General features: G+C 60.0%; 30 protein-coding genes. 25 read left to right on the top strand and 5 right to left on the bottom strand.

The annotated features are described in order from the left end of the window. Positions 1 to 98 precede the first annotated feature (98 nt). Entirely contained in the window at positions 99 to 284 is a 186-nt protein-coding gene (locus RMV17_RS19885; protein WP_220556597.1) for a hypothetical protein, read from the top strand. A gap of 55 nt (positions 285 to 339) precedes the next feature. On the opposite strand, the gene RMV17_RS19880 is transcribed toward RMV17_RS19885, so the two are convergent. From RMV17_RS19880 to RMV17_RS19870, 3 genes are all read right to left on the bottom strand, one after another. Continuing rightward, positions 340 to 597 (bottom strand): ogr/Delta-like zinc finger family protein, encoded by a 258-nt coding sequence (locus tag RMV17_RS19880; protein ID WP_212615680.1) that lies wholly within the window; start codon positions 595 to 597, stop codon positions 340 to 342. Positions 598 to 672: 75 nt separating this feature from the next. After that, positions 673 to 1542: a phage portal protein gene (locus RMV17_RS19875; RefSeq protein ID WP_311887070.1), complete on the bottom strand. Its 870-nt coding sequence runs from the start codon at positions 1540 to 1542 to the stop codon at positions 673 to 675. Beyond that, positions 1454 to 3496 carry a terminase large subunit domain-containing protein gene (locus RMV17_RS19870; RefSeq protein ID WP_311887069.1) on the bottom strand — a complete coding sequence of 681 codons (2043 nt, stop codon included), beginning with the start codon at positions 3494 to 3496 and terminating at the stop codon, positions 1454 to 1456. Before RMV17_RS19870 ends, RMV17_RS19875 begins: the two co-directional genes overlap by 89 nt. Positions 3497 to 3658: 162 nt before the next feature. Between RMV17_RS19870 and RMV17_RS19865 the strand changes: the two genes are divergently transcribed. From RMV17_RS19865 to RMV17_RS19750, 24 genes are all read left to right on the top strand, one after another. After that, positions 3659 to 4585 (top strand): GPO family capsid scaffolding protein, encoded by a 927-nt coding sequence (locus tag RMV17_RS19865; protein WP_311881946.1) that lies wholly within the window; start codon positions 3659 to 3661, stop codon positions 4583 to 4585. Between the two features lies 1 nt (position 4586). Further along, on the top strand, positions 4587 to 5606 hold the full coding sequence (locus RMV17_RS19860; RefSeq protein ID WP_064392744.1) for a phage major capsid protein, P2 family: 1020 nt from the start codon (positions 4587 to 4589) through the stop codon (positions 5604 to 5606). Next, complete coding sequence (gene gpM, locus RMV17_RS19855; protein WP_110645157.1) at positions 5603 to 6325, top strand: phage terminase small subunit; 723 nt, start codon at positions 5603 to 5605, stop codon at positions 6323 to 6325. The genes RMV17_RS19860 and gpM overlap by 4 nt, the downstream gene beginning before the upstream one ends. Positions 6326 to 6422: 97 nt before the next feature. Then, the gene (locus RMV17_RS19850; RefSeq protein WP_180699822.1) at positions 6423 to 6884 is read left to right on the top strand and encodes a head completion/stabilization protein; all 462 of its coding nucleotides are present in this window, start codon (positions 6423 to 6425) and stop codon (positions 6882 to 6884) included. Further along, positions 6881 to 7333 carry a phage tail protein gene (locus RMV17_RS19845; protein WP_311881940.1) on the top strand — a complete coding sequence of 151 codons (453 nt, stop codon included), beginning with the start codon at positions 6881 to 6883 and terminating at the stop codon, positions 7331 to 7333. The genes RMV17_RS19850 and RMV17_RS19845 overlap by 4 nt, the downstream gene beginning before the upstream one ends. Next, positions 7320 to 8003 (top strand): phage virion morphogenesis protein, encoded by a 684-nt coding sequence (locus RMV17_RS19840; protein WP_150708058.1) that lies wholly within the window; start codon positions 7320 to 7322, stop codon positions 8001 to 8003. Before RMV17_RS19845 ends, RMV17_RS19840 begins: the two co-directional genes overlap by 14 nt. Positions 8004 to 8014: 11 nt before the next feature. Beyond that, on the top strand, positions 8015 to 9130 hold the full coding sequence (locus RMV17_RS19835) for a DUF2586 domain-containing protein (RefSeq protein WP_311881937.1): 1116 nt from the start codon (positions 8015 to 8017) through the stop codon (positions 9128 to 9130). Positions 9131 to 9136: 6 nt separating this feature from the next. Then, complete coding sequence (locus tag RMV17_RS19830) at positions 9137 to 9589, top strand: phage protein (protein WP_039756525.1); 453 nt, start codon at positions 9137 to 9139, stop codon at positions 9587 to 9589. Continuing rightward, positions 9589 to 9798, top strand: coding sequence for a TraR/DksA family transcriptional regulator (locus tag RMV17_RS19825; RefSeq protein WP_116256721.1), 210 nt, complete (start codon positions 9589 to 9591; stop codon positions 9796 to 9798). The genes RMV17_RS19830 and RMV17_RS19825 overlap by 1 nt, the downstream gene beginning before the upstream one ends. Next, positions 9798 to 10094 carry a hypothetical protein gene (locus RMV17_RS19820; RefSeq protein WP_128615521.1) on the top strand — a complete coding sequence of 99 codons (297 nt, stop codon included), beginning with the start codon at positions 9798 to 9800 and terminating at the stop codon, positions 10092 to 10094. Before RMV17_RS19825 ends, RMV17_RS19820 begins: the two co-directional genes overlap by 1 nt. Next, positions 10091 to 10618 (top strand): glycoside hydrolase family protein, encoded by a 528-nt coding sequence (locus tag RMV17_RS19815; protein WP_311881930.1) that lies wholly within the window; start codon positions 10091 to 10093, stop codon positions 10616 to 10618. Before RMV17_RS19820 ends, RMV17_RS19815 begins: the two co-directional genes overlap by 4 nt. After that, complete coding sequence (locus RMV17_RS19810) at positions 10615 to 11142, top strand: lysis system i-spanin subunit Rz (protein ID WP_311881928.1); 528 nt, start codon at positions 10615 to 10617, stop codon at positions 11140 to 11142. Before RMV17_RS19815 ends, RMV17_RS19810 begins: the two co-directional genes overlap by 4 nt. Further along, positions 11139 to 11432 (top strand): putative phage tail assembly chaperone, encoded by a 294-nt coding sequence (locus RMV17_RS19805; RefSeq protein WP_311881926.1) that lies wholly within the window; start codon positions 11139 to 11141, stop codon positions 11430 to 11432. The genes RMV17_RS19810 and RMV17_RS19805 overlap by 4 nt, the downstream gene beginning before the upstream one ends. 23 nt (positions 11433 to 11455) lie before the next feature. Beyond that, complete coding sequence (locus RMV17_RS19800; RefSeq protein ID WP_039013052.1) at positions 11456 to 11596, top strand: DUF6890 family protein; 141 nt, start codon at positions 11456 to 11458, stop codon at positions 11594 to 11596. A 5-nt stretch (positions 11597 to 11601) separates the two neighbouring features. Further along, complete coding sequence (locus RMV17_RS19795; protein ID WP_311881921.1) at positions 11602 to 13587, top strand: phage tail tape measure protein; 1986 nt, start codon at positions 11602 to 11604, stop codon at positions 13585 to 13587. Next, the gene (locus RMV17_RS19790; protein WP_311881919.1) at positions 13584 to 13901 is read left to right on the top strand and encodes a DUF2590 family protein; all 318 of its coding nucleotides are present in this window, start codon (positions 13584 to 13586) and stop codon (positions 13899 to 13901) included. Before RMV17_RS19795 ends, RMV17_RS19790 begins: the two co-directional genes overlap by 4 nt. After that, positions 13898 to 15073, top strand: a complete 1176-nt coding sequence (locus tag RMV17_RS19785; protein WP_039756543.1) for a baseplate J/gp47 family protein — start codon at positions 13898 to 13900, stop codon at positions 15071 to 15073. The genes RMV17_RS19790 and RMV17_RS19785 overlap by 4 nt, the downstream gene beginning before the upstream one ends. Then, positions 15070 to 15594: a phage tail protein gene (locus tag RMV17_RS19780; RefSeq protein WP_150708049.1), complete on the top strand. Its 525-nt coding sequence runs from the start codon at positions 15070 to 15072 to the stop codon at positions 15592 to 15594. The genes RMV17_RS19785 and RMV17_RS19780 overlap by 4 nt, the downstream gene beginning before the upstream one ends. Positions 15595 to 15603: 9 nt before the next feature. Further along, a complete protein-coding gene (locus RMV17_RS19775; protein WP_311881914.1) occupies positions 15604 to 17301 on the top strand; it encodes a phage tail protein in 1698 nt (565 codons plus the stop codon). Between the two features lie 8 nt (positions 17302 to 17309). Beyond that, positions 17310 to 18017: a hypothetical protein gene (locus tag RMV17_RS19770; RefSeq protein WP_311881912.1), complete on the top strand. Its 708-nt coding sequence runs from the start codon at positions 17310 to 17312 to the stop codon at positions 18015 to 18017. Beyond that, positions 18014 to 18937 (top strand): hypothetical protein, encoded by a 924-nt coding sequence (locus RMV17_RS19765; protein ID WP_311881911.1) that lies wholly within the window; start codon positions 18014 to 18016, stop codon positions 18935 to 18937. Before RMV17_RS19770 ends, RMV17_RS19765 begins: the two co-directional genes overlap by 4 nt. After that, positions 18934 to 19479 (top strand): DNA-binding protein, encoded by a 546-nt coding sequence (locus RMV17_RS19760; RefSeq protein WP_311881910.1) that lies wholly within the window; start codon positions 18934 to 18936, stop codon positions 19477 to 19479. Before RMV17_RS19765 ends, RMV17_RS19760 begins: the two co-directional genes overlap by 4 nt. Continuing rightward, positions 19476 to 20180, top strand: coding sequence for a hypothetical protein (locus RMV17_RS19755; RefSeq protein WP_311881908.1), 705 nt, complete (start codon positions 19476 to 19478; stop codon positions 20178 to 20180). The genes RMV17_RS19760 and RMV17_RS19755 overlap by 4 nt, the downstream gene beginning before the upstream one ends. Next, entirely contained in the window at positions 20153 to 21124 is a 972-nt protein-coding gene (locus tag RMV17_RS19750; protein ID WP_311881906.1) for a hypothetical protein, read from the top strand. The genes RMV17_RS19755 and RMV17_RS19750 overlap by 28 nt, the downstream gene beginning before the upstream one ends. Positions 21125 to 21871: 747 nt before the next feature. Here RMV17_RS19750 and RMV17_RS19745 read toward each other — a convergent pair. Beyond that, positions 21872 to 22168, bottom strand: a complete 297-nt coding sequence (locus tag RMV17_RS19745; protein WP_128615533.1) for a hypothetical protein — start codon at positions 22166 to 22168, stop codon at positions 21872 to 21874. 8 nt (positions 22169 to 22176) lie between these two features. After that, positions 22177 to 22428, bottom strand: coding sequence for a hypothetical protein (locus RMV17_RS19740; RefSeq protein ID WP_256591647.1), 252 nt, complete (start codon positions 22426 to 22428; stop codon positions 22177 to 22179). Positions 22429 to 22595: the final 167 nt, after the last annotated feature.

Below are 22595 nucleotides of genomic sequence, written 5' to 3'. Positions count from 1 at the left end.
CAACAATCCCGCACAGTCATTGGGGTATCTCTTATTCCAATGCAGTTGCGCACCCCCCATAAAGTCCATTCAGCAATGCACTTTATGGAGTAGTTAGCATGTTGGATCGCAAGAAGAACGATCACATCAACCTCGAACACGCCGGGTCGGAAACTACCGTACTCACGGACATTGAGCGTCGACTGATCGATCTGTATCGCCGGCTGAGCCGAATTGAACAGCAACAGGTTCGTCGCGTGGCCGAGATACTGGCAATCAACCCAAAGGAGAAAGTAGAGGGCTGACCGTCATTCCTTGAATGATCCCGATCGCCGGCGCTATAGCGTTGGCGGTTTGTAACTACGCCACCGCCTGCGATTCCAACTGCTCGAAAAGCTCCCGCTGCTTCGCTCGGGGCATTTCCCGCAAGCGATCGATCAACATCCGCTCGAATGTCTGCGATGACGGACTGAGCGTGTGCGAGAACGTCAGATTTGCCACCCATGTGTGCCCGCACTTTGCGTCGAGGCACTGGCAGTACAGTTTTACAAAGGCTCTGGTTACCTCTTCCCGCGAGGCAATCCGGCCCTTGTGTCCGCAATTGCATACAACTCTCATTGTGTCCCTCCCCAGGGGCAGCTGATCGCCACCATATTGCCACAATATGTAGTGGCTTTCTCTCCGTCTGGTTGTTCATGTAGTGGTATCCACTGCTTCAGGAATAGGCCTCCAGCTAAAGCGCCTGTCTTCTCGCAGCTTGTCATTCAGTTGGTTGAACAACTGGCAGATCGGCCGGATCTCGTTGCTGGTGTACACGCGATCGATCTTTTCGATGTCTCCGAAACCACCGGTGTTTTCCGGAATGATGCCCGCCAATGCCGGGTTCATGCGCCAGGCGGCGATAACGTCGTTTCGGGTGATGTTCTTCACCTTCTCCAGCTCGTCTTTGGCCTGGAAGTCACCCACGGGGATGATCTGAATCGCGTTTTCCTTGCCGTTGGGAATGTTGACGAACATCGAGCGGAAGTTGCCCACGCCCTTGCTGGCACTGATCTGTGCGCGCAGCTCGTCTTCGTCCTCTTCGGTCAGGTCAGGATCGTTGGTGTAGAAGATGTAGCCGGCATGCGCGCCGTTGCTGTAGTACCGACGGCGGAAGAGGGTGGCCGCCTCATTGAGCAGCAGCGCCTGCAGGCCGCCCAAGTAGTCCGGGATCCCGTAGATGTTCTGTTCCACGTCGTAATCCATAACGTGAGAGATCTCGTGCTGTTCGAATTCCATTTCCTTGTTGTCGGGCAGAAGCATCACGAAACCGCCGTCGACCTTTACCCGCATATTGATAGCTGGAAGGTGCTGCAGCTCCAGCACTTGGCCGAATGCATTGGTGTCGTTGTAGAAATACGATTCGCCAAACACCATGTAGTCCAGCCCGGCGCGCCCCATTGTCTCGGTGTTGCAGCCTGCCGACGGGATGAACTCACGCAACAGCAGGTTGCGTTTGAATTTTGGAATGGCGCCGTGATGCGCGTTGGCGCGCAGCAGCTTGGCCAGGCCAGCCCGTGACACCGGAGGTTTGTAGATCTTGCCGTCGTCGCTGGGGAACACGCCCACGTACTCGCCGATGTTGCCGGACAGCACTTGTTCCGGTTCCCCGAACGTAAATGAGCGCATCGGTTGCTGCGTTGGTTGGGCTACGTGTTGCTTTCTGCGCTTGCGGTTGGCCATGGCTACTCTGGTTACTCGTGACGTAGCGGCTGCGACGCCGCTTGTTGGTGTTCAAAGGTTCGTTGGACAGGGCGTGCATCACCGCCCAGGCAATGTCGGCGTGACCGGTGGCTTCGGTACGCGATGCGCTGTAGGTGATCTGCCCACTGTTGGTGGAGCCGCGCTTGATTGTCAGGAATGCCTGGGCGATATCGGTCCAGCCGGCGTCCCACTCGATGCGACTGCCTTGGATCGTGTCCTGGGCTTTGAGCACCAGAGCGTTTTTCGCCTCAAGGCTGTAGTGAATCGGTGTTGCCTTGGCGTAGAAGTCGCGCACCAGATCGAAAACGCCGTAACCCACGCCGGTGACGTCAATGCCGATGTGCTGAACGTTGAAGCGCTCGGTCAGCTTCTTGACCTGTGCAGCCTGGTAGGTGAACGAGTGACCGCGCCAGCTGTGCTTCTCCAGAATCCGGAACTTCGCCCCGGGTTCGAGTGGCGGCGCGATGACCACACAGGTGGCGTCGTCGCGGGTGCGGCTTGGGTCGTAGCCAAGCCAGACGGGGCTGTTGCCAAACGGTCGATCCAGATCTGGGTTGTAGTCCTCCCACAACGATAGATCCGAGTAGCAGCGTTCAAGATCCTTGAGGCTGAATGCGCTTTGGGTGCTGTCGATGAATTTGCAGTAGAACAGCTGCTGAAATTTGTCTTCGTCGTACTCCAGCTGCAACTGCTCCAGGTCGAACAGATCGCAGCCGCCGGCGATCGCATCGTCCAGGGTGATCGTCTTGCGCCACTGGCCGTCCGGACACAGCGCGCCCTGCGTGTAGGCCGCTTCGCTCGGCCACACACCACCAGCCTTCTTGCCGCGTTTGCTGTTGCGAAATTCCTCACCTGACCAGAATGGGTACGCCTGGTGCGACACGGCGCTGGGCGTCGAGAAATAGGTTTTGCGCCACTTCTTGTGTGTGCCCATGGCGCTGGCCACGGTGCTGAGTTTTTCGAAGTCTCGGATCCAGAAATATTCGTCCACGTAGACGTGGCCGTGGTAGCCCTGGGCGGTGCTGCTGTTGGTGCTGAGAAAGCGCAGTTCGGCGCCGTTGCTGAGCGTGATCGGGTTGCCCGTCAGCTCGATATCAAACCACTGCTTGGCGAACTGGATGATGTAACTGCGGAAGATCTCGGACTGCGATCGGCTGGCAGACAGGAACACCTGGTTGTCACCGCTCAGCACGGCGTCCATGAACGCTTCGCCGGCGAAGTAGTACGTCAGGCCGACCTGTCGGCTTTTGAGGATGTTCCGGACGCGGCGTGTCAGCGGGTTCTGTTTCGCCTCGAACAGCTCTTTCTGGTAGCCGTACATCTTCGAGATGAATTTATCGAGGAAGTCCACTTCGGTCAGGCCGCTGACGTCGTTCTTGGCCTTCTTTTCCCGCTTCTTGCCGCTGCTTTCGCCGCGTTCACGACGTTGACCAGGCTGGCGTTCGCGAGGCTCGTCCGCTGCGTCCGACGGCGCTGCCTGTGCAGGCTTGGCTGCAATTTTTTTCAGCCGCTCAAGCAGGCTCGTCAGGCGCTCCAGTTCGTCCAGTTCGGCTTTCGTCAGCGGATCGATCTTTTCCAGGATCAGGGTGATTCGCCGGTTGACCGCGCTCAACGGTTCTTCATCCGTGAGCATTTCGTCCCAGCCGCCTTGGCGGATCCAGTAGTAAACGATTCGGATGTTGGGCAGCTTCAAATGCGCCTGTATTTCCTTCACCGAACAGCGGCGCAGGTAGAGGCGTTTTGCAGCTTCTTTAACTTCGGTCGGGTAGTTCATGGGCCGCAGTCTATGCGGCGAAAACCCCGGAAACGCGGGGTTAAATGCTGCGATCCGCCTATCTCTCGAAAATAGGAGAACCCTGAATTTCAACCGTTTGTTTGGCGGTAAACGGCTCCCTATCGTGGCGGCTCATTCAACGATTGAGCGCAGTCACTACTCATGCCCCGTTCCCTTGTCTCCTACTGGAAACGTGTAGCCACCAGCGGCCCGACCGTCGATGGCCGCGAGATCCTTCCCCAGGAACTGCGCGACATCGCCGAGACCTACACGCCGACTTTGTACACCGCTGTTATCTGGTGTGAACACGAACGCTGGTTCGGATCCCACGGAACGGTTTTCGCTGTGCGCCTGATCGAGGAGGGCGACGATCTGGAACCTGGCCAAGTCGCCCTTGAAGCGCAACTGAAGCCAAACGACAAGCTGCTGCGCCTGAATGACGCCGGCGAAAAGCTGTTCACCAGCATAGAGATCAAGCCGAATTTCCGGGGCCGTGGCAAAGCCTACATGACCGGTATCGCCGTCACCGACGAACCCGCCAGCGTCGGCACGCAGGAACTCTACTTCTCCAGTCGCACCAGCCGCGATGCGTACTACGCCGCATCCCAAGAACTCGGCCCTCTGCGCGAAACCGAAGCGCAGGGCGAGATTGGCCGCCTTGTCGGCATGTTCACCCGCCTGTTCAAGCGTTTCGGCATTGACGACACCGCCGCCGAAACCACTCCGCAAACCCCAACCGAGAGCAAACCCCCAATGGATGAAGCTACCGCAACGGCTTTGAAAGCCCTGCTGGCCCAGCTGCTGGTCGTCGCTGCCGGCATTCAGGCCGTGATTGAGCCTGCTGCCGAAGACGCACCAGAACCCGATCAAGCCCCGATCGATGACGTCAGCGCGGCAGTCGACGAGATCGTCACCACCGCCGAAGAAGAACGCGAATTCAAGCGAAACGGCGGCAGTTCCAACAAAGCAGTGTTGGCAGCTCTGACCAGCCTGCAGCAACAGTTCACCACGCTGCAGAACACCAGCACCGGCCGTCAGTTGCCGCGTTCCACCGGCGCAGCCGACAAAACCAAAGCGCGGGTACTCTGATATGGCCCGTTCCCTGAGCGCCTACGGCGCCAAGATGTATGCGGCCATGCAACTGGCCATGGCCGAAACTTACGGCGTCGAGCTGTCCAGCAAGATGTTCAGCGTTGAGCCGTCCATCACCCAGGAACTGAACGACGCCATCACCGCCAAGTCGGACTTCCTTTCGCGCATCAACGTCATTGGCGTGAGCGAAATCAAGGGCGAGAAGGTGTTCATCGGTGTGTCCGGCCCGGTGACTGGGCGTACTAACACCAAGACCACCGATCGCGAAGCGAAAGACGCCTCCGAGCTGGACAACACCACCTACGAACTCTCGTCCACCGAGTCGGACGTGGGTCTGCCGTACGCAAAAATCGACGCCTGGGCCAAATTCCCGGACTTCCATCAACGTTACTCGGCGGCTGTGCAGAAACAGATCGCTCTGGACCGCATCATGGTCGGTTTCCACGGCCTGAAAGCCGCTGCGCAGACCGATATTGCCGCTTACCCAATGCTGCAGGACGTGAACAAAGGCTGGCTGCAACAATTGCGCGAGCAAGCCCCACAACAGGTACTCAAGGAAGGCAAAACCGCTGGCAAAGTAATCTTGGGGCAGGGCGGTGATTACGCCAACCTGGACGCCCTGGTGCATGACACCAAGCAAATGGTGGACGAACGCCTGCGCGATGGCGGCGACCTGATCGCCATTATCGGCACCGACCTGTTGGCGGCTGACAAGGCCAAGCTGTACGCCAAGCAAGGTGATACACCGACCGAGAAAGAGCGCATCGAGGACGCCCAGGTGATCGCCACTTACGGTGGTCTGCCAAGCTTCAGCGTGCCGTTCTTCCCGGTCAACGGCGTGCTGGTCACCAGTTGGGACAATCTGTCGATCTACTTCCAGGACTCCAGCTGGCGCAAGCAAACCGTAGACAACCCGAAACGCTCCCGTGTCGAGGATTACAACAGCCGCAACGAAGGCTACGTGATCGAGCAGCTGGAAAAGATCGCGTTTACTGAAAACGTTGAGTTGGCCGCATGAGCCTGGCCCTTGCCCACAAGCGCCGTACTTTGGCACAGGGAACTGCTGCAGTAATCGCTGCAGCCGCCGCACCGCTGGCGTATTCGCCGGCGGAAGCCCTGAGCAGCCCGGCCAACGCGAAAAAGCACCTGCTGCTGATGGAAGCCTCTCTGGATCAGGATCTGCAGCGCCTGAGCGATATCAAGGGTCTCGCTGGGCGTCAGGCACTCAAGCGCGAAGAGCTGTTGCCCAAGTACCAGGATTTCATTCAGCGCTACATGGACTCGGGTCTGGTGATGCCGAACCGCGTTCTGGTGCAGGTGATGGTCTGGCTGTTCGACACCGAGCAGTTCGAAGACGGCCTGGCACTCGCGGACTTTGCGATCGGGCAGGGCCAGGAGATGCCCGAGCGGTTTAAGCGCCGCGACGTGCAAACCTTCGTTGCGGACGCAGTGATCGATTGGGCTTACGCCGAATACAACGCGCAACGCAGCCCGGAGCCGTACCTGTCCGATCTGCTGCCGCGTGTCGACGGTGAATGGGAGCTGACCGAACAGATCCCCAGCAAGTACCACAAGTTGATCGGCATGCGCGCCATGGAGGCCGAGCAGTGGGAAACCGCGCTCCAGCACCTGGAACGCTCCACCGAGCTTTACGCGAAAGCAGGAAATGAGACGCGCATTGCGAAGTGCCGCAAGGCGATCGCCAAACAAACCCCCGCCGTGACCGGCGCGCAATAACCGACTACCCCCCCAGCGGGGAACTGTGGACGTGTGTCTGCCATTCATGGCCAGCCCCACGAAAAACAGTCTCCCCGCCCTATTCGAGCGGCCAGCAATGAGCTTTTCCGGGAAACCCACCACCTTTGTGGAACAGGCGATTGAGAACGACGGCTTCTGGCCGAACCTCTCCGTGTCCGAGTTTCAGAAGGGCTACCGCCTGCCGGCGGAGTACCTGGTTGACATGCTGGTCACTGATTTGACTACCGCGATGATTGAGATCAATCGCGATTTGTCCAAACGCAAAGGCCAATGGCAGAGCGTGGGCATCACCTCCGTGGAATCTGGTGACCCTAAGGTGCTGCCTGACGCCACATTTCACGTAGCGACGTACAAGCGCGCCGTGTATTGCCGAGCCAAGGCCAGCTTGCTGACGCAGTTCGCCACGGTAAGCCGCCGTGAAAGCGCCGAAAACACCGGCAAAGAAATGCCCGAACGCGGCGAGACGTTTCTGCAGTTCAGCCAGCAGGCGGTTCGCTCGCTGCAGGGGCGCGGCCGAATCACGGCGGCAATCGTATGACCAAGCTGCAGACACTGACCGCGTATCTGTTGGAGCGCCGCCTGGTCGAGCCTGAACAACTCGACAGCTGGACGGAGCAGGTAAAGCTTTCGCTGATCTGGAAACCCGACGTCGACGGCATGCACTTTGCCGATATGCACTATCGCGCCGTGATTGTCCTGGAGCGTTTCGCCGCCAATCCGGCTCGCATGATGGCGTTGGTCGGCAGCTGGCTGGAAAACCACGACTCCAACCGTGACCGCCACGAACTGCCGGCGCCGGAGTTCCTTGTCGAGCCTCTGGATAACGATCTGTTCGACGTGGAAATCACGCTGGAGTTTGTCGAGCCGCAGTATCTGGCCGAAGACCCTGCCGGCGAGATCGAAGCCTTCGGCAAGACCTGGGCCTTTGTCCCGTTTGATCTGTGGATTGCAGAGCGCGGCGAGGTGGCCACCGATGGCCGGGCGTAGCACGTTCGAACTCGACATTCGCGGTCGCTTGGGCGTACGCGAACAACTGGCGTTGCTGAGCCTGCCGCCGCAATTGCGCCGCCGCTTGCTGAACCAGGTCACCAAACGCGTGCGGACGATGAGCCGCAAGCGAGTGCGTGAGCAGAAGAACCTGGACGGCACGCCCTTCGCCCCACGCAGGGGCGACAGCAAGGGCAAAAAGAAGATGGAAGCCGGCCTGGCCAAGTTGATGGTGGTCACCCGGGTGTCCGCTGATGAAGCGGAACTGGGCTGGAAAAACGCCCTGACCCGATGGGTCGCCGCGCAGCAGCACAACGGCGTCAGTGAGCGCCGCACCGCCCAGCAGATGCGCCGATGGAACAAGACCCCACCGGGTTTGGCAGCAACCGACAAGCAAGCAAAACGCTTACGGCGGTTGGGCTTCCGTGTGCGCCAAGCGGGCAAAAAGACGCTGACCCGACCGTCAGTGGCGTGGATTCAGGAGCATGTGAACTACGCCAAAGCCGGCCTGTTGATCCGGATCCTGGACGACCAGCGCAGCGAAAGCACCGGCGCGCAGAGCTGGGAAATCACGCTGCCGAAACGCCAGTTCATCGGCGCCGAAACTGAGCGCGAAACCAATCTCCTGATTAACCAGGTGTTGCAACAAATCCTAACTTCACCCCGCTAACGAGGCACTGCATGGCACTCGGTCAAGTCACCGTCGACAATCTCAATCTAGGCCAGGGCGCCGTGACAGAGGTTGAGCGTTACTTTCTTTTCATCGGCCCCGCCGCCAAAAACGTCGGCCAGATCATTCCGCTGAACACTGACAGCGATCTGGACGCCGCCCTGGGCGTCCCGACGAGCGATCTGAAAACCCAAATCACCGCCGCACGTTTGAACGGTGGCCAGCGCTGGGCCTGCATGGCGGCCCCGATCGGCCCCGAAGGCGACTGGGCCACCGCTCTGGAGAAAACCCAGCAACAAGGGGTGTCGGTGGAAGGGGTAATTGTCACCAAACCCGTGACAAAGGGTGAGGAACTGTTGGCCATGCATGACGCGGCCGTCGCCCTGAACAACACCTACGGTCGCCGGGTTTTCTTTCTGGCGAGCAGTGCCGGCATCGCCGTCGACCAGACCTGGGCGCAGTACCTCACCGAGCAAAAAGCGTTGGTAGCGGGTCTGGCAGCGCCGCGCGTTTCGCCGGTACCGCAACTGCACGGCAATGATCTCGGCGTGCTGGCTGGCCGTTTGGCCAACTCGGCTGTGAGCATTGCTGATAGCCCGATGCGCGTGGCCACCGGCCCGGTGTTGGGGCTTGGCGACGTGCCTATTGATAGCGAGCTGATTCCGCTGCCGTCCGCTGTGCGCAGTGAACTGGATCGGGCGCGGTTTTCTGTCACCCAGACCTACCCCGACTATCCGGGCGTGTACTGGGGCGACTGCAACATGTTGGACACCCCGGGCAGCGACTTTCAGGTCGTGGAGTACCTGCGCATCACCGACAAGGCCGCGCGCCTGATCCGTCCGCTGCTGATCCGCCGTGTCGCTGATCGCCGCTTGAACAGCACACCCAACAGCATGGCGGTGAACACCAATCAACTGATGGCGCCGCTGCGTGCCATGGCCAAGTCCGTCAAGTTCGCCGGCGAGGTGTTCCCCGGTGATATCGAGCCGCCGAAAGACGGCGACCTGGTATTGGAATGGCTCAGCAAAACCAAGGTCGCGGCCTACATCAAGCTCAAACCCCTCAACTGCCCGAAAGACCTCACGGCGAACATCGCTCTGGATCTTTCCACTGACAAAACGGAGTAACGCCCCATGGCAAAAATTGGCGGCAAGAACTTCGACGTGAGCCTGGGCGATCTGTCGCTGCACGTCGAGAGCTGCACCCTGGACATTACCGACAACTCGGCTGTGGCCCAAACCCGGGGCGTGCCTGACGGCTACGTAGAGGGCGACGTGGCCGCTGCCGGCGAACTGGAACTGGATAGCTCCAACTTTCAGTTGCTGATCGACGCGGCGCGATCGGCGGGCAGCTTCCGCAAGCTCAAGCCGTTCGACGCAGTGTTTTTCGCCAAGGCCGGCGAAGACGAGGAACTGCGCGTGGAGGCGTTCGGCTGCAAGGTGAAGATCTCCAGCTTGCTGTCGATCGATCCAAAAGGCGGCGAGAAGACCAAGCACAAAGTGCCGTTTGACGTGACTAGTCCCGACTTTATCCACATCAACGGCGTTCCGTACCTCGACGCTACCGAGATCGAGGGGATCCGTTAATGGTGGACTGGTTCGACCGCGCCCAGGAGCTGGAACAACGCCAACGTGACCAGGCGATCAAGGCCCAACTGCTGACGCCTGTGCCGGTCGGGCCAAGCCTGACCCATTGCGAGGACTGCGACAAAGAGATCCCGCCGGCACGCCGTGCGCTGGGCGGTAAAACGCGATGCGTCCCGTGCCAGACGGGCTTTGAGCAGAGTAAACGCTGATGACGACTGAAACCGTACGCCTCGGAACGCTGGAGCAGAGATTCGCTGTGTTCGAACACCGGCTGAGCGAGTTGGAAGACCGCCACGAAACGGTGCCTACCCGCGTGACCAAGTTGGAGCAGGGGTTCGAACACATGGCCGGTCAACTCTCGGAACTGAACGCTGGCCAGCAGACCCTGACGGTCGCGGTGAACGACATCGGCGCCAAGGTCGGCCGCTTGCTGACCATTCTCACGGTGGTCGCTTCTGTGCTGCAGATGGTTGTGCCGGCACTGTTGCGGGTGTGGTTCCCATGAGCCTGCGTGGCAGGATTCAAGCCGGTGTGATTGCGCTGGCCAGCGCTCCGTTGGTGATCTTCCTGGGCACTTGGGAAGGCCGTGGCCAGAACACCGTCTATGCCGACAAGTTGGCCAGCGGACTGCCCACTGTCTGCAAGGGCATCACCCGATACACCAGCCCGTTCCCGGTGGTAGTCGGTGACTACTGGTCGCCCGATCGTTGCGCGGAGGTGGAGCAGCTGGTGATCCGCAAAACCCAGCTGCAGCTGGCCGACTGCATCACCAACCCGGACGTGAGCCAGAACACTTTCGACGCGCTGACCAGCCATGGACACAACGTCGGTGTGCCCAGCACTTGCGCCAGTCGGGCGGTGGCGTTGATCAACGCCGGCCGCATTGCTGACGGCTGCAGGGCGTTGGCCTGGGCACCGGACGGCAAGACACCGGTATGGGCGTACGTGACCGACGCCCAGGGCCGCAAGCGCTTCGTTCAAGGCCTGCACAACCGCCGGCTGGCTGAAATGGAGAAGTGCCTGCGATGAGCCTTTCCCCATTGCGCCTGGCGCCTTTCGTGCTGCTGGTGGCCGTGCTGGTGTGGGTGGCGTTCGATCGGGTAACCGATCAGCGCGACGACGCCAGGCGCGAGCGCGACAGCGTGCAATGGGAAGCGAACGGCCTGCGTGAAGCGGCCCGAATCAGCGGCGAAATGCTCGCTGAGCGGGATGCGATCGACCAACGAAACGCCAAGGAATTGACCGATGCACTCACTGAAAACGAGCGCCTGCGCCGCGCTGTTAGCGATGGCTCTGGCCGGTTGCTCGTCCGCGCCACCTGTTCCGCCACCGGATCTGTGCCCGCCACCGCCGGCACCGCCCGCATGGCTGATGCAGGACGCGCCGAACTCGCAGCAGACGCTCGACCGGATTATTTCACCCTCCGTAATCAGCTCGCCCTAAGCCGGCAAATGATTCTCGGACTGCAGCAATACGTCCGTGGCGTGTGCCAGCGATCGCCAGCGCACCAGGACACCACTTCTCCCAACCTCAACAAGAGATCTACCCAATGAGCCAACAGAACAACACCGAAATCACCCTGGAAGTCGGCGAACAGGAATTCACCTTCAACCTGACCCCGGCCGACGTCACCAAGTATTTCAACGCTCTGACCCAAACCAACAAGGTCGCCCCGGGCAACAACCTGTTGATGACCACTGTGCAGCAGGAACAAAAAGCCGTGCTGAAACCGCTGCTGGGCAACCCGGTGATGGTGATGCAGATCGCCGGCGCGCTGCTCGAGGAGTACGCGCCCAACGTTGAGGTGATCGTAAAAAAGCGCTCGAGCACGCTGAGCGCCTAAGCGAAAACGGACTGGGCCAGTTGATGGCCCTGACGAACCGCTGGCTTCCTGGTGCCGAACCCACGCCCGAGGCGATGGGGACGGCCAAGTGGCTGGAGGACGAACACTGGAGACGCATGGAGTTCGCCGTGGCTAACGGCATCGCCCTTGCGCTGAACGGGTAACGACTTTGGCAGACCGTAGCGCCAGCCTGGCTTTCATTCTCAGCTTGCAGGACAAGGTCACCGCGCCTCTGGGCAAGGTGAAAATGGGCTTTTCCGAGCTTGCCGATCAGAGTGAAAAACACATAAAGACGATCGGGCTTGGCCTGGGCGGCGTGACCGCTGCTGTGGTCGGGATCCGTGAGTCCATGGAACCGGCGCTGGAGGTCAATCGCGCCTTGGGCGACGTCCGATCGTTGGGCGTGGCTGAGGATGCGTTGTCGGCACTCAATGCCAAGTCGCTGCAGTTCGCGGTGAGCTATGGCGAGAACGCCAAGGATTTTGTGGCCTCGGCTTACTTGATCGAGGGCGCCATCAAAGGGCTTGCCGGCAATCAACTCGCCACGTTCACCAACACCAGCAACTTGCTGGCGAAAGCCACCAAGTCCGACGCCGAAACCATGGGCGAATACGTCGGTACGCTCTACAACCTGCAGAAGTCCCAGGCCGATGCGATGGGGAAGGGTGCATGGGTGGAAAAGCTTGGCGGGCAAACGGCGCTGGCGGTGCAGTTGTTCCGCACCAGCGGCGCCGCGATGAAAGACGCCTTCAAGGAGGCCGGCGCGATCGCCACCACATCGGGCGTCGACCTTGCCGAACAGATGGCGGTGATCGGCACGCTCAGCAGCACCATGGAGGGCGGCGACGCCGGCGGACGCTACAAAGCGTTCTTCGAGAACATCGGCGCGGCTTCTGAAAAACTCGGCATGAAGTTCACCGACCAGCAGGGCAAGGTGCTGCCGATGGTGGCGATTCTGGACAAGCTGCAGGGCAAGTTCGGTGATCTGACCAGCGCGTCAGCCGGGGCGAAGTTAATGGAGGCTTTCGGCGGGGAAGGCGCCCAGGTGATCGGCGCGTTGGCCAAGGACACCGATCGACTGCGTAACGGTATCGAGCAGTTGGGCAAGGTGCGCGGACTGGAGAACGCCGAGCAGATGGCCCGGGCGATGGTCGATCCGTGGCAGCAGTGGGCGTCTCTGGTCGAGGTCATGCGTGTGGTGTTTGGCCAGGTGCTGATCCCGGTGCTGACGCCGTTCATGAACAAGATGGTCGACATCGGCAAAACCCTGGTGCGTTGGTCGCAGCTGTTTCCCAACATCACCCGGGTGATCGGCATCACCGCACTGACCATCATGGCGATTATTGGCGCCATGTCTTTGTTGACCGTCGTTGTGGGCGTGGCGCGGATGACCTGGCTTGGCCTGGTGTCGGTGTGGAAGGTTGTACAGCTGCTGAATCTGCGCACGGTCGCCGGCTTCGTCCTGCAGAAACTGGCGATCCTGGCTTACATGGCCGTGATCTACACGCTCAGCGCCGGCCTAGCACTGGTACGCGGCGCCATGCTGCTGTGGCAGGGCGCGATCTGGCTGGTCAACGCGGCGCTGCTGGCCAACCCGATGGTGTGGATCGTGGTCGGGGTTCTCGCCCTGGTGGCGGTCATTGTCGCGGCGGTTCACTACTGGGACGAATGGACGTCCGCCCTGATGAACACGGCCGCGTTCCAGTTCGTCGCTGACAAGCTGCAGAAGCTGTCCGACTGGTTTAACTCCATGGGCGGTTGGTCAGGCATGGCCAAGGCCGCATGGGACAGCATCGTCGGCATTTTCACCAAGGCCGTAAACGGTGTGATCGAGCTGCTGAACAGCATCCCGGGCGTGAACATCGAAGCGCGTTTCGGCGGCATGCCTGAAGTGCCCGGCGTCGATGCCGCGACCAATGCCGCTAACACCGCCAACGCCGCGCAGAAAGCCCAGCAAACCATCAACGCGGCAATCCCCAGCCTTTCGCCGGCGCGCCCTTCGGCGGTGCCGCCCGGCGGCTTGCTGACCAGCATTCAGAACAACAACAGCAGCCAGACCAAGGGCACGCATGTGGAGAACGTGAACATTCACACGGGCAAGGTCATGACCCCGTTGGAGATGGAAAACATGGTCGCCATGGCGGTTGGCGGATGAGCGAATACGTAGACCTGTTGATCGTCGACAACGACCTGGCACTGGATCCGTCGCATCAACCTTTGCTCATCGATGACCGCGCCTGCATCGCCCAAGACATCGCTCACATGATCCGCGACAGCGGGTTGTTGGTGACGCTGGTCGCTGAACGCGATCGGCTGCGGCAGCGCGACTGCATCCAGCAACTGGAACTGCTGGTCGAGAACGATCAGCGCCTGGTGCCCGGCACGGCACGCATCACCCAGCAGCAACCAGGCGTGTACCTGGTCACTGCGAAAACCCTGAAATTCGGTTCGATTGAGGTAAGTCTGTGAGCCAGGTCGATTTTAAAAAGGTGATCGCCGATGCCGGCATCCCGACCACCGAGGCCGGTTTGAAGGCTGCGTGGGAAAAGGAGGTTGAAGCCCAGGGCGCGAAGGTGGCGAACACTAGCAGTTATTCGCCGTTCTGGCGGGTGATGACTGCGCTGGTGACCAAACCGGTGTTGTGGCTGTTGGACTTTCTGTGCCTGACGGTGCTGCCGAACTTCTTTGTGAAAACGGCGGTGGACGCGTGGCTGGACATGCTCGCCTGGGCGGTGAATGTCGAGCGTAAAGGCGCCACCAAAGCGCAAGGGAAATTGCTGTTCACCCGCGCTTTACCGGACGGCGTGATGGAACTGGAAAAGGGCATTGTGGTGCAGTCGGCCGCCATCAACGGCAACGTGTACCAATTGATTACCACGGCGCCGGCGACGTTCGTCGCGGGCCAGCTGCAGCTGGAAGTCCCGGTGGAGGCGATCGAATCCGGCAGCGGTTTCAATCTCGCCCCGGGTTACTACGCCATCCTGCCGGTGCCCATCCCCGGCATTGTTCAGGTAGTGAACAAGGACGGTTGGCTGGAGTCACCAGGTGCGGATCCGGAACCGAACGACCAGCTGCGTTTGCGCGTGCGCAACCAGTTCTCGGCCGTGAATCAGTGGCACACCGACGCGGTGTATCGCGCCATGATCTCGGCCTTTCCGGGCGTGCGTCCAGACGGCGTTTACTTCGAACATGGCGCACCGCGTGGCCCGGGCAGCGCGAATGCCTTTGTGTTGTTTGATGCAGGTGTGCCGGCGGCGACTTACCTGGAGCAAATCAATTCGCACATTCGCGACCAGGGCAACCATGGCCACGGCGATGATCTGCTGGCCATGGTGATGCCCGAAGTACCCGTGAGTGTTGCGATGACGCTCTGGCCGCAACCAAATCTGAGCGCCGAGCAGATCGACACGCTGAAAAGTGAGATCGAGCTATTCATCCGCGCCGCGTTTCGGGAAAGCACGCCCCGCGATTATCAGCCGACGCTGACCTACCCCCAGTCGCGTTTCAGCTTTAGTCGACTGGCTGAGGAATTGCACCAGCAGTTTGCCGATATCGCCTCATTGCGGTTTACACCTGGCGTCGACATCACCAGCGGGTTGGACATTCCGCGCCTGACTTCGCTGAAGGTGAACCTGCAATGAACAAACTGAAACTGCCGTTCTGGCTGGGCGGTACCGAGCTTTCAAAACTGGTCGCGGCTGCACAGGCGTGGTGGGAAACCGTCACCGGGTGGCTGCGCTGGCCCTACTCGCAGATCGATCCCGACACCTGCCACATGAGCATCCTTGAGCTGTGGGCCTGGCAGCGGGACGTGACGCGCTTCAAGGGCGAACCCGAGACCCTGTTTCGACTGCGCGTGAAGTACGCGTTTATCAACTCAGTCGACGCCGGCAGCACTGCCGGTTTGAAACGCATTTTCGAGCGACTGGGCGTGGGTTACGTCGAGATCGAGGAACGCCAGCCCGACCGCGATTGGGACGTGGTGCTGCTGAAGTTCAGCAACGCTCAGTTGTCGCTCAATCCCGAACTTCTGCGCGTGCTGATCCAGCAGTACGGCCGAACGTGCCGGCGCTACGACTTCGTCACCATCACCCCCGTAGGGCTGCAAATCGCCCTGATCGACTTCAACGACGACCAGCAAACGCTGGTTGCCAGCCTGTAGGAGCGCACCGTGAGCGCCAGTATTACCTTGGCCGGCGAAAGCCAAATCGCCCTTAAACAAAGCCAGCAAAAGCCGCTGATCGTCAGCCGCTTCATCTTTGCGAATGTACCCGGGCTTGATCCGACCGCGCCGCTCGATCGCGCTGCCGGCAAGCCACCGGCTGCGCAGATTGTTCACGTCTACACCATCCCGGAAAAGAACGCGGGTTTCGTGAATCCGAACCAGGTGGTGTACAGCGCACAGTTGGGGTCTGACGTTGGCGACTGGGACTTTAACTGGGTCGGCCTCGAGGACGCCGACGGCATCTTGTTCGCCGCGTCGTCGGTGCCACTGCAGCAGAAGCGCAAGAACATCCCACCGGAGCAGATCGGCAACAACGTCACCCGAAACTTTCTGGTGGCCTATGACGGTGCCATGCAACTGACAGGCATCACGATTGACGCCAGCACCTGGCAGCATGACTTTACGGTGCGTCTTGCCGGCATCGATGAGCGCGAGCGCCTGAGCAATCGAGAGCTGTACGGCCGCGCCTGCTTTTTCGGTAACTCATTGGCCTTCGGCAAAGGCGAAAGCGGCTTCCAATTGGGTGCGGGTACGGCTTATATCGAAGGTATCCGGGTTTCACTGGCGAAGGCTCTGCCAATCACCGGCGCTATCCCTGCAGGAAAAATCACCCTTGACGTCTGCTTGGAACGGCAGTTAAGCGATCGGGTAGCGACGTGGAAAGTCGTCTATGGCGAACAGGCCGACTACACCGACGCCGCAGGCGCGCGCCATTACTGCGTGCCGATCGCCCATTACACGTCGCCGACAGCGTTCTGGGATGAGCGCCAGCCGGAGCCAATTGCCGGGCCACTCGTTCAACACTTCGCGGCGCGTGAGGGTGATTACGCGAATCTCCGCGCCCGGGCGACGACCAAAGAAGACGTCGGACTCGGCAACCTGCCCAACGCAAAGAGCGACGACCCAACCACCAACAGTAGCGAGATTCTGGCGACGACTGCCGCGCTGAACAAACTGCAGAAGCAAGTCGGCGACTCGATGACCGGCATGGTTGCCGGCTTCAGCATGTATTCGGCGCCGGCGGGCTGGCTTGCATGCAACGGCGCCGCTATCTCGCGTACTGCCTTCGCTGGCCTATTCGCACGCATCGGCACGCACTACGGGGCAGGTGACGGAACAACCACGTTCAACGTGCCGGACATGCGCGGTCTGTTCCCCCGTGCGTTTGATGACGGTCGCGGCGTCGATCCCGGCCGGGCTTTCGGATCGTTTCAGGACATGGCTCTGCATTTACACGCTCACACAGCCTCGGCCGCTGCAGTAGGTGATCACTTGCACACCGCTTGGACAGATGCGCAAGGCAACCACGTCCACAGCGCTTGGACTGATGCCCAGGGTAACCATGACCACGGGTTCCGAACTGTCGACAACGGTGCCGGCGTGAACGTTGGTTACCCAGCAGGCGGCAGTGTCTGGACGGAGCTTGAGATCGGCGGCGGTAAGAATGCCGACGGGCGACCGATGCGAACCGACTACCAGGGCAACCACGCACACAACGTCGGCATCGGTGCCGCTGGCCAGCATGCGCACAACGTTGGTGTCAGTGGCGGCGGTGCCCACACCCACGCCGTGACCGTCGCCGCCAATGGCGGTACCGAAACCCGGCCGAAGAACATGGCCCTTTATTACTGCATCAAGTATTGAGATCGAGCATGACTGACAAACTCGTTTATCAGACCGACTATCTCGGCATCTTTATTGGTGCCGTGAAGGCTGAAGAATCACCGCTGGAAGAGGGTGTGTATCTGATCCCCGGTGGCTGCGTGGAGTCTGCACCACCAGCAGTCCCGGAACACAAAGCCGCGTGGTGGAACGGCAAAGCCTGGCAGCTTGTGGACTTCTTCGGTGGCGTCGTGGTGTACAGCACCGACACCGGCGAGCCGCGAACGCTGGAAGGCTTCGAACCGGTGCCCGCCGGTTTCACCATGAAAAAACCCGGACCGAACCAAGTCTGGAAAAACGGCGAATGGGTTGACGACATTGAAGCCGTGCTGGCTGCACTCCGGGACAAAAAACTGCAAGCGATCGCCAACGACTGCGCGGCGTACATCGCCGGCGGTTTTAACTCCAGCGCATTGGGTGAGCCATACCGCTACGGCAGTGCGATCGATGACCAGGTGAACTTGAGTGGCCAAGTGCTACTAGGGATGGACGATGTTTATCCATGTTATGACGCTCATCAGGTAATGACTTTCCGGCCGCACACCATCGAACAATTGCAGAAAGTCAGCCTTGACCTGGTGCGCTTCCGGCAAGCGGCGCAACAGCACGCGGAAACACTGCGCCAAGCTTTGGCGAAGGCTCAAAAAGACAAAAATCTGAAGGCGATGAAAGCCATCACCTGGACGCCGCCGGCATGACCTGGGCACCGGTGACGATGCGCTGGCCGGAGCAGGCCACGCAATGGATGGGTGGGCTGTCAGCAGCCAAGGATCTAGCCGGTGGCGAACTGGCCAGCACCGCCCAGCGCCTGGCTGGCCTGAGTGGACTGGCCAACACCAACCCGGGGCCGGTCGGTGATGCAGCAAAAGGCGCGATCGCGGCCGGACGCGCAGCGCTGGCCGAGCAGATGGGGCAGGTTCCGGCGTGCCTGGTCGTGACGCCATTTCAAAGCGGCGTTGGCCAGGGCGCGGGCTATCAGCGCTTTTTGTCCGCGCCCAACGCGCTGGAACATCTCGCCAAAAAACTGGAAGACGCCAGCGACAGCGGACGCCCCACCGGGCCGCAATACGCGCTGTCGATCCTGTTTCTGGGCACGCGTCTGGAACAGCTGGCCAGCAGCTTGGCGAGATTCAATGCACTGCTGCCTATCCCTGACCTAGTGCGCACAGAGCGCCGGGCGCAACACCTGCTGAAACTGGAGAGCGAAAAGTGGGAGATCCCCGGCGCCGGACCGCTGCCGCGCTGGCAAGGTTTGCCGCTGGAACGTTGCACGGTGGTTAAAGCTGCCAAACAGTCCATGGCGGGGCAAATAGCCGTGCTGGAAGGCTACGCCGCCGATAGCTCGCCGTTGGCCGATCTGGCAGCGCTGGCAGCGCGCAAGAGTGCCCAGCAGCAGGGACGGGATAAGCAATTGGCTGACCTGAAAAAGCTACTGGCTGGGGGAAACCCTGACGTCAGCATGCGCGCACGGTTGATCGGCCCGGGCACTGCCGGCGAATTACGCCGCGAACTGTTGGCCGGCGACGCCCCGGGCCACGAATGGATTCAGTGCGCCGGCCTGCTGTTGGTCGGCAGCAAAGAAGGGTTGAGTTTCGTCCAGGAACTGGTGGGCCTATGACGCTGCTACTCGACGGGCAAAAAGTCCAAGGCAAGAACCTCAAAGTCACGGCCAACCTGCGAATCGAAAGCGGCGATATGTCCGGCCAGACCAGCAACACTGACAAGGCTCACAAAGGCTTCAAGCCTAAGACGCTGGCCGTCTCACTGATGATTCCCTTTGTGGATATAACCCAGCTGACGGATCTGATGCGCATGGCGGAATCCACCGCCGACGGCGGTCAATTGCATCTGTACCGGATCGTGAACGACACGGCCGAGGCCTTCGGCGTACGCCAGGTGGAGTTCTCCGACGGCGTCAGTGCGCGGGAGGCGGACACCCTGAAAGCCTGGCTGGTGCAGTTCACACTGAGCGAGCGCGAATCGAACCCGGAGAAAGTCGAAGGCCGGCGCGCTGGCAACAAGGTCAACGCCCAAGGCGCCCCGGGCGGTGCGGTCGGCGAAGGCGCCGCCGGTGACGCAACCAACGACAATCCTGCGCTGAGCGGCTTTGAAAAAGTGCTGGGCCGTGTGGATAAGTGGCTTGGGAGTGAGCAGACGTGAAGCTGCACAAGGTATTGGCCATCAATGGCGCGCCGATCCGGCTGATCAAGGAAGACGTCAGGCTGGACGCTACCAGCCCCGGCCGGGCGAATTTCACCGTTCAATCCCCTGCGCCGCTGAAAGGGCTGGTGACGCTGGATATCGGCTACAACGAGGGCACGCTGCAACGGCACTTTATCGGCTACATCGAGCGCTGCACCGCCGCCAACGCGGTCGAGCAGGTGTTGTTCTGCCGGGAGCTGGCCGCCGTGCTGGCCAACCCGCTGCCGTTGAACCTGCGTCATGTGGATCTGCGCGCTGTGCTTGCCCAGGTCAGCGAACAGACCGGGCTGCGCTTTCGGGTCCCCGATCGGCCTTATGCCAGCGTGAAGGCGCCGTATTTCTACAGCCTCGCTGCCGGTTACCAGGCTATGGACAGTTTGGCCCGAGTGTTCAGCATTCCCGACTTCACCTGGCACCAGCTGGGCAACGGTGAAGTGTTTGCTGGCAGTTGGGCCGACAGTTTTTTCGGCGCACGTGCGCCGCTGCAAATTCCCACGGAGCTGTTCGACGGCTACCAGGGCAACCAGAGCGCGATGGTCGCGGCCCTTCCCGGGTTGCGCCCAGGTGCAACAATCAATAACGGCGAGCGCATCACCACGGTGTCGCTTGCCAACGACCAGATGGCTATCCGATGGAAGACGCAATCCGCCGCGCTGTAGAGCGCCAATTCCCCGAACTCACCGGGGGTTACCACCTGCCGCGTTTTGCCCGGGTTACCGCCGTGGCTGATGCGCCGGCGGATGCCGGACTGTGCGACGACTTCCGTCCGCGCTACGCCGTCGACATTGTCGTACTCGGTCCGGATGACGAGCCAGATCCGGCCATGCCGCCGCTCACTGGCGTTCCTTTACCGCTGCCCACCGGTGGCGAGGAAATGGGCATTTATGCCTTTCCGGAGGAGGGCACGCGGGTCGTGGTGTGCTTCGCCTACGGCCTACCGAACAAGCCCTACATCCAATCGATCTTGCCGCACGGGTTGAGCATGCCCAAGGTGCCGAAGGGTGATCAGGTGTGGCAGCACAGCGAGGCCGCCCAACAGCGCGTCGATGCCGACGGCAACTGGCTACGCCAGACCGATGGCAAGATCCGTGATCAAGCGATCGAGCGCGAAGTCGAAGCCCTGGACAACCGCGAGCAGTTCCAGAGCCACACGCAGACGATCGATGACCACTCGACCGAGACGGTGGGTGGTGTGAAAAAGATCGAGGCGCTGGGCGCGCTCAAACTGATGTCGGGTGGATCCGCGAGCCTGGCGGCGGTGGACGATCTGCACCAGGCGACGGGCCGGGATCTGAATGTAGTTGTGGGGCAGAAGCACAACGTTACGGTGGGGGGCGATATGCAGGAAAGGATCGAAGGCTTGCGTGAAAGCGTTGCAGTAGCCAGCCAACGGTTGCAGGCGCCAAAGAATTGGATCGGCTCGGACCGCGTGAACTTGTTCCAGGTGGTCTGCGATGTGCTCGACCTGCTGGAACAGATGAATGTTCAGATCGCTGCACACGTTCACGGGCCGAGTCCGGCACCTTCCAACGCGGCTGCTTTTTCCACGAACAGCGCATGGGCTGCATCCCTCGCAGGGGTATTAAAGCGCGTTACGTACTAGGCATGTTTTACTATTGAGAGTGTGCGGGCATAAATGGTTATGCGGTATTCGTACATATTTCCACAGTAAAGTGTGGAAGATGGGGCGAGCGCCTTGTTTGATACAATTAGTTGCTGATGACCGTCTGTCGGAAAGTTTTTGTGACATAGTGTTTACTAGTGTTTACGAAAGTTTACCGTTATCGGTAAACAAATTTGATCAACGCCTCAACGAAACCCTTGTGTTTCAGGCAGCGGTGTCAAATCGGCGCTCTCGCACTGGCGTCAGACACAACAAAGCCCGGGCGGGGCCGGGCTTTGTTGTGTTCCTCGGATGTGCCGCATTGGCTGTTCCACGTCAGAAAAGCTGTGTTAGCATCCTTCCCAACTACCCGAGGTTTTGCTTCTTTGATACCGGAATTTCAAAGAGTATGGCTCTGTGACAGACCAGTCAAGCAAGAATACTTGTCAAAAGACGTTAGTTCTGAGCTTTTCCCTAATTAGGAAATAATCATTATTTAACGAGTTGCGTTGATAAGTTTCTTTTTTGGCGGGTTGAGTTGCTAGACGGGTAGGACACCCCGCACCTTTGCAGGTAGCGGTTCCTGCCAACTCTCTGAGCATCTTTATATGAAGATACTTATAAATCGTTATCTACCTGAAGAAATGATTCGAGCGCTCCAAGCAGTCTATTGGACTGTCCGCCTGTTCGTTCTCGCTCGGGAAATATAACGCGTCAATAGCAGGGGCCATTGGCCCCTGCATCCTTCTATTCCTGCCGGCACCACCAAGACTGTGCGTAAGCGCAGCCGTCGATGTATTCAATTCCACTCAAGACGAAACCGGTTACGGCCATCCCAGCCAGGGTCGCATCAAGCAGAGGCGGTAGCGGATCCGGATCAAGCGGCATTCCCACCATAACGCGAGCAATGTTGGCAGCTCGGCCTAACTCATGGCACGCAGTAGAGTTAACCATGACGTTGCCCCGGATCGCCGAATAACGACGCCGCTCTTTCGGATCCAGCGCGACGCCACGCAAGCGCATGGGTGTGACCAGTACGTACATGGCTTCTCCTAATCGTCAGATTCGAGGTCGAGTAGCGATTCGATCGCGTAGGACAGTGCCGCGTCTGCTAACTCAAGCAAATCGCCGAGATGGTCGCTATCGATCATTTGGCCTTGATGCAGTGCATGTGCTTGCCTGAGCAATGCTTTGTGATGGGCTCCGGGCATTGCGAGCAAAGCGGCCTCATCGCGCAACATGACCCGCCATTGCGCTACTGCGGATGACTCCGACGCTACGGTTCTCGTTGATTCTTTATTCATCGGCGATGCCTGTTTTTTCAGTGTGCTGTATATAAAAACAGTATATCGAAGCGTTTATAACGCCACATCAAGAGAGCGACTGACGGCGCACGGCGAATTGTGATGATGGAATTTTAAGCAACATAAATGTTGCACGTGCATCATATGTGTTGCATAATTTCTTCACC

This window comes from Pseudomonas sp. VD-NE ins (genome assembly GCF_031882575.1).
Classification (GTDB): Bacteria; Pseudomonadota; Gammaproteobacteria; order Pseudomonadales; family Pseudomonadaceae; genus Aquipseudomonas; species Aquipseudomonas fluorescens_BZ.
Note: the sequence above shows the minus strand (reverse complement) of the source record. Positions and strands in the feature narration are given on the sequence as shown.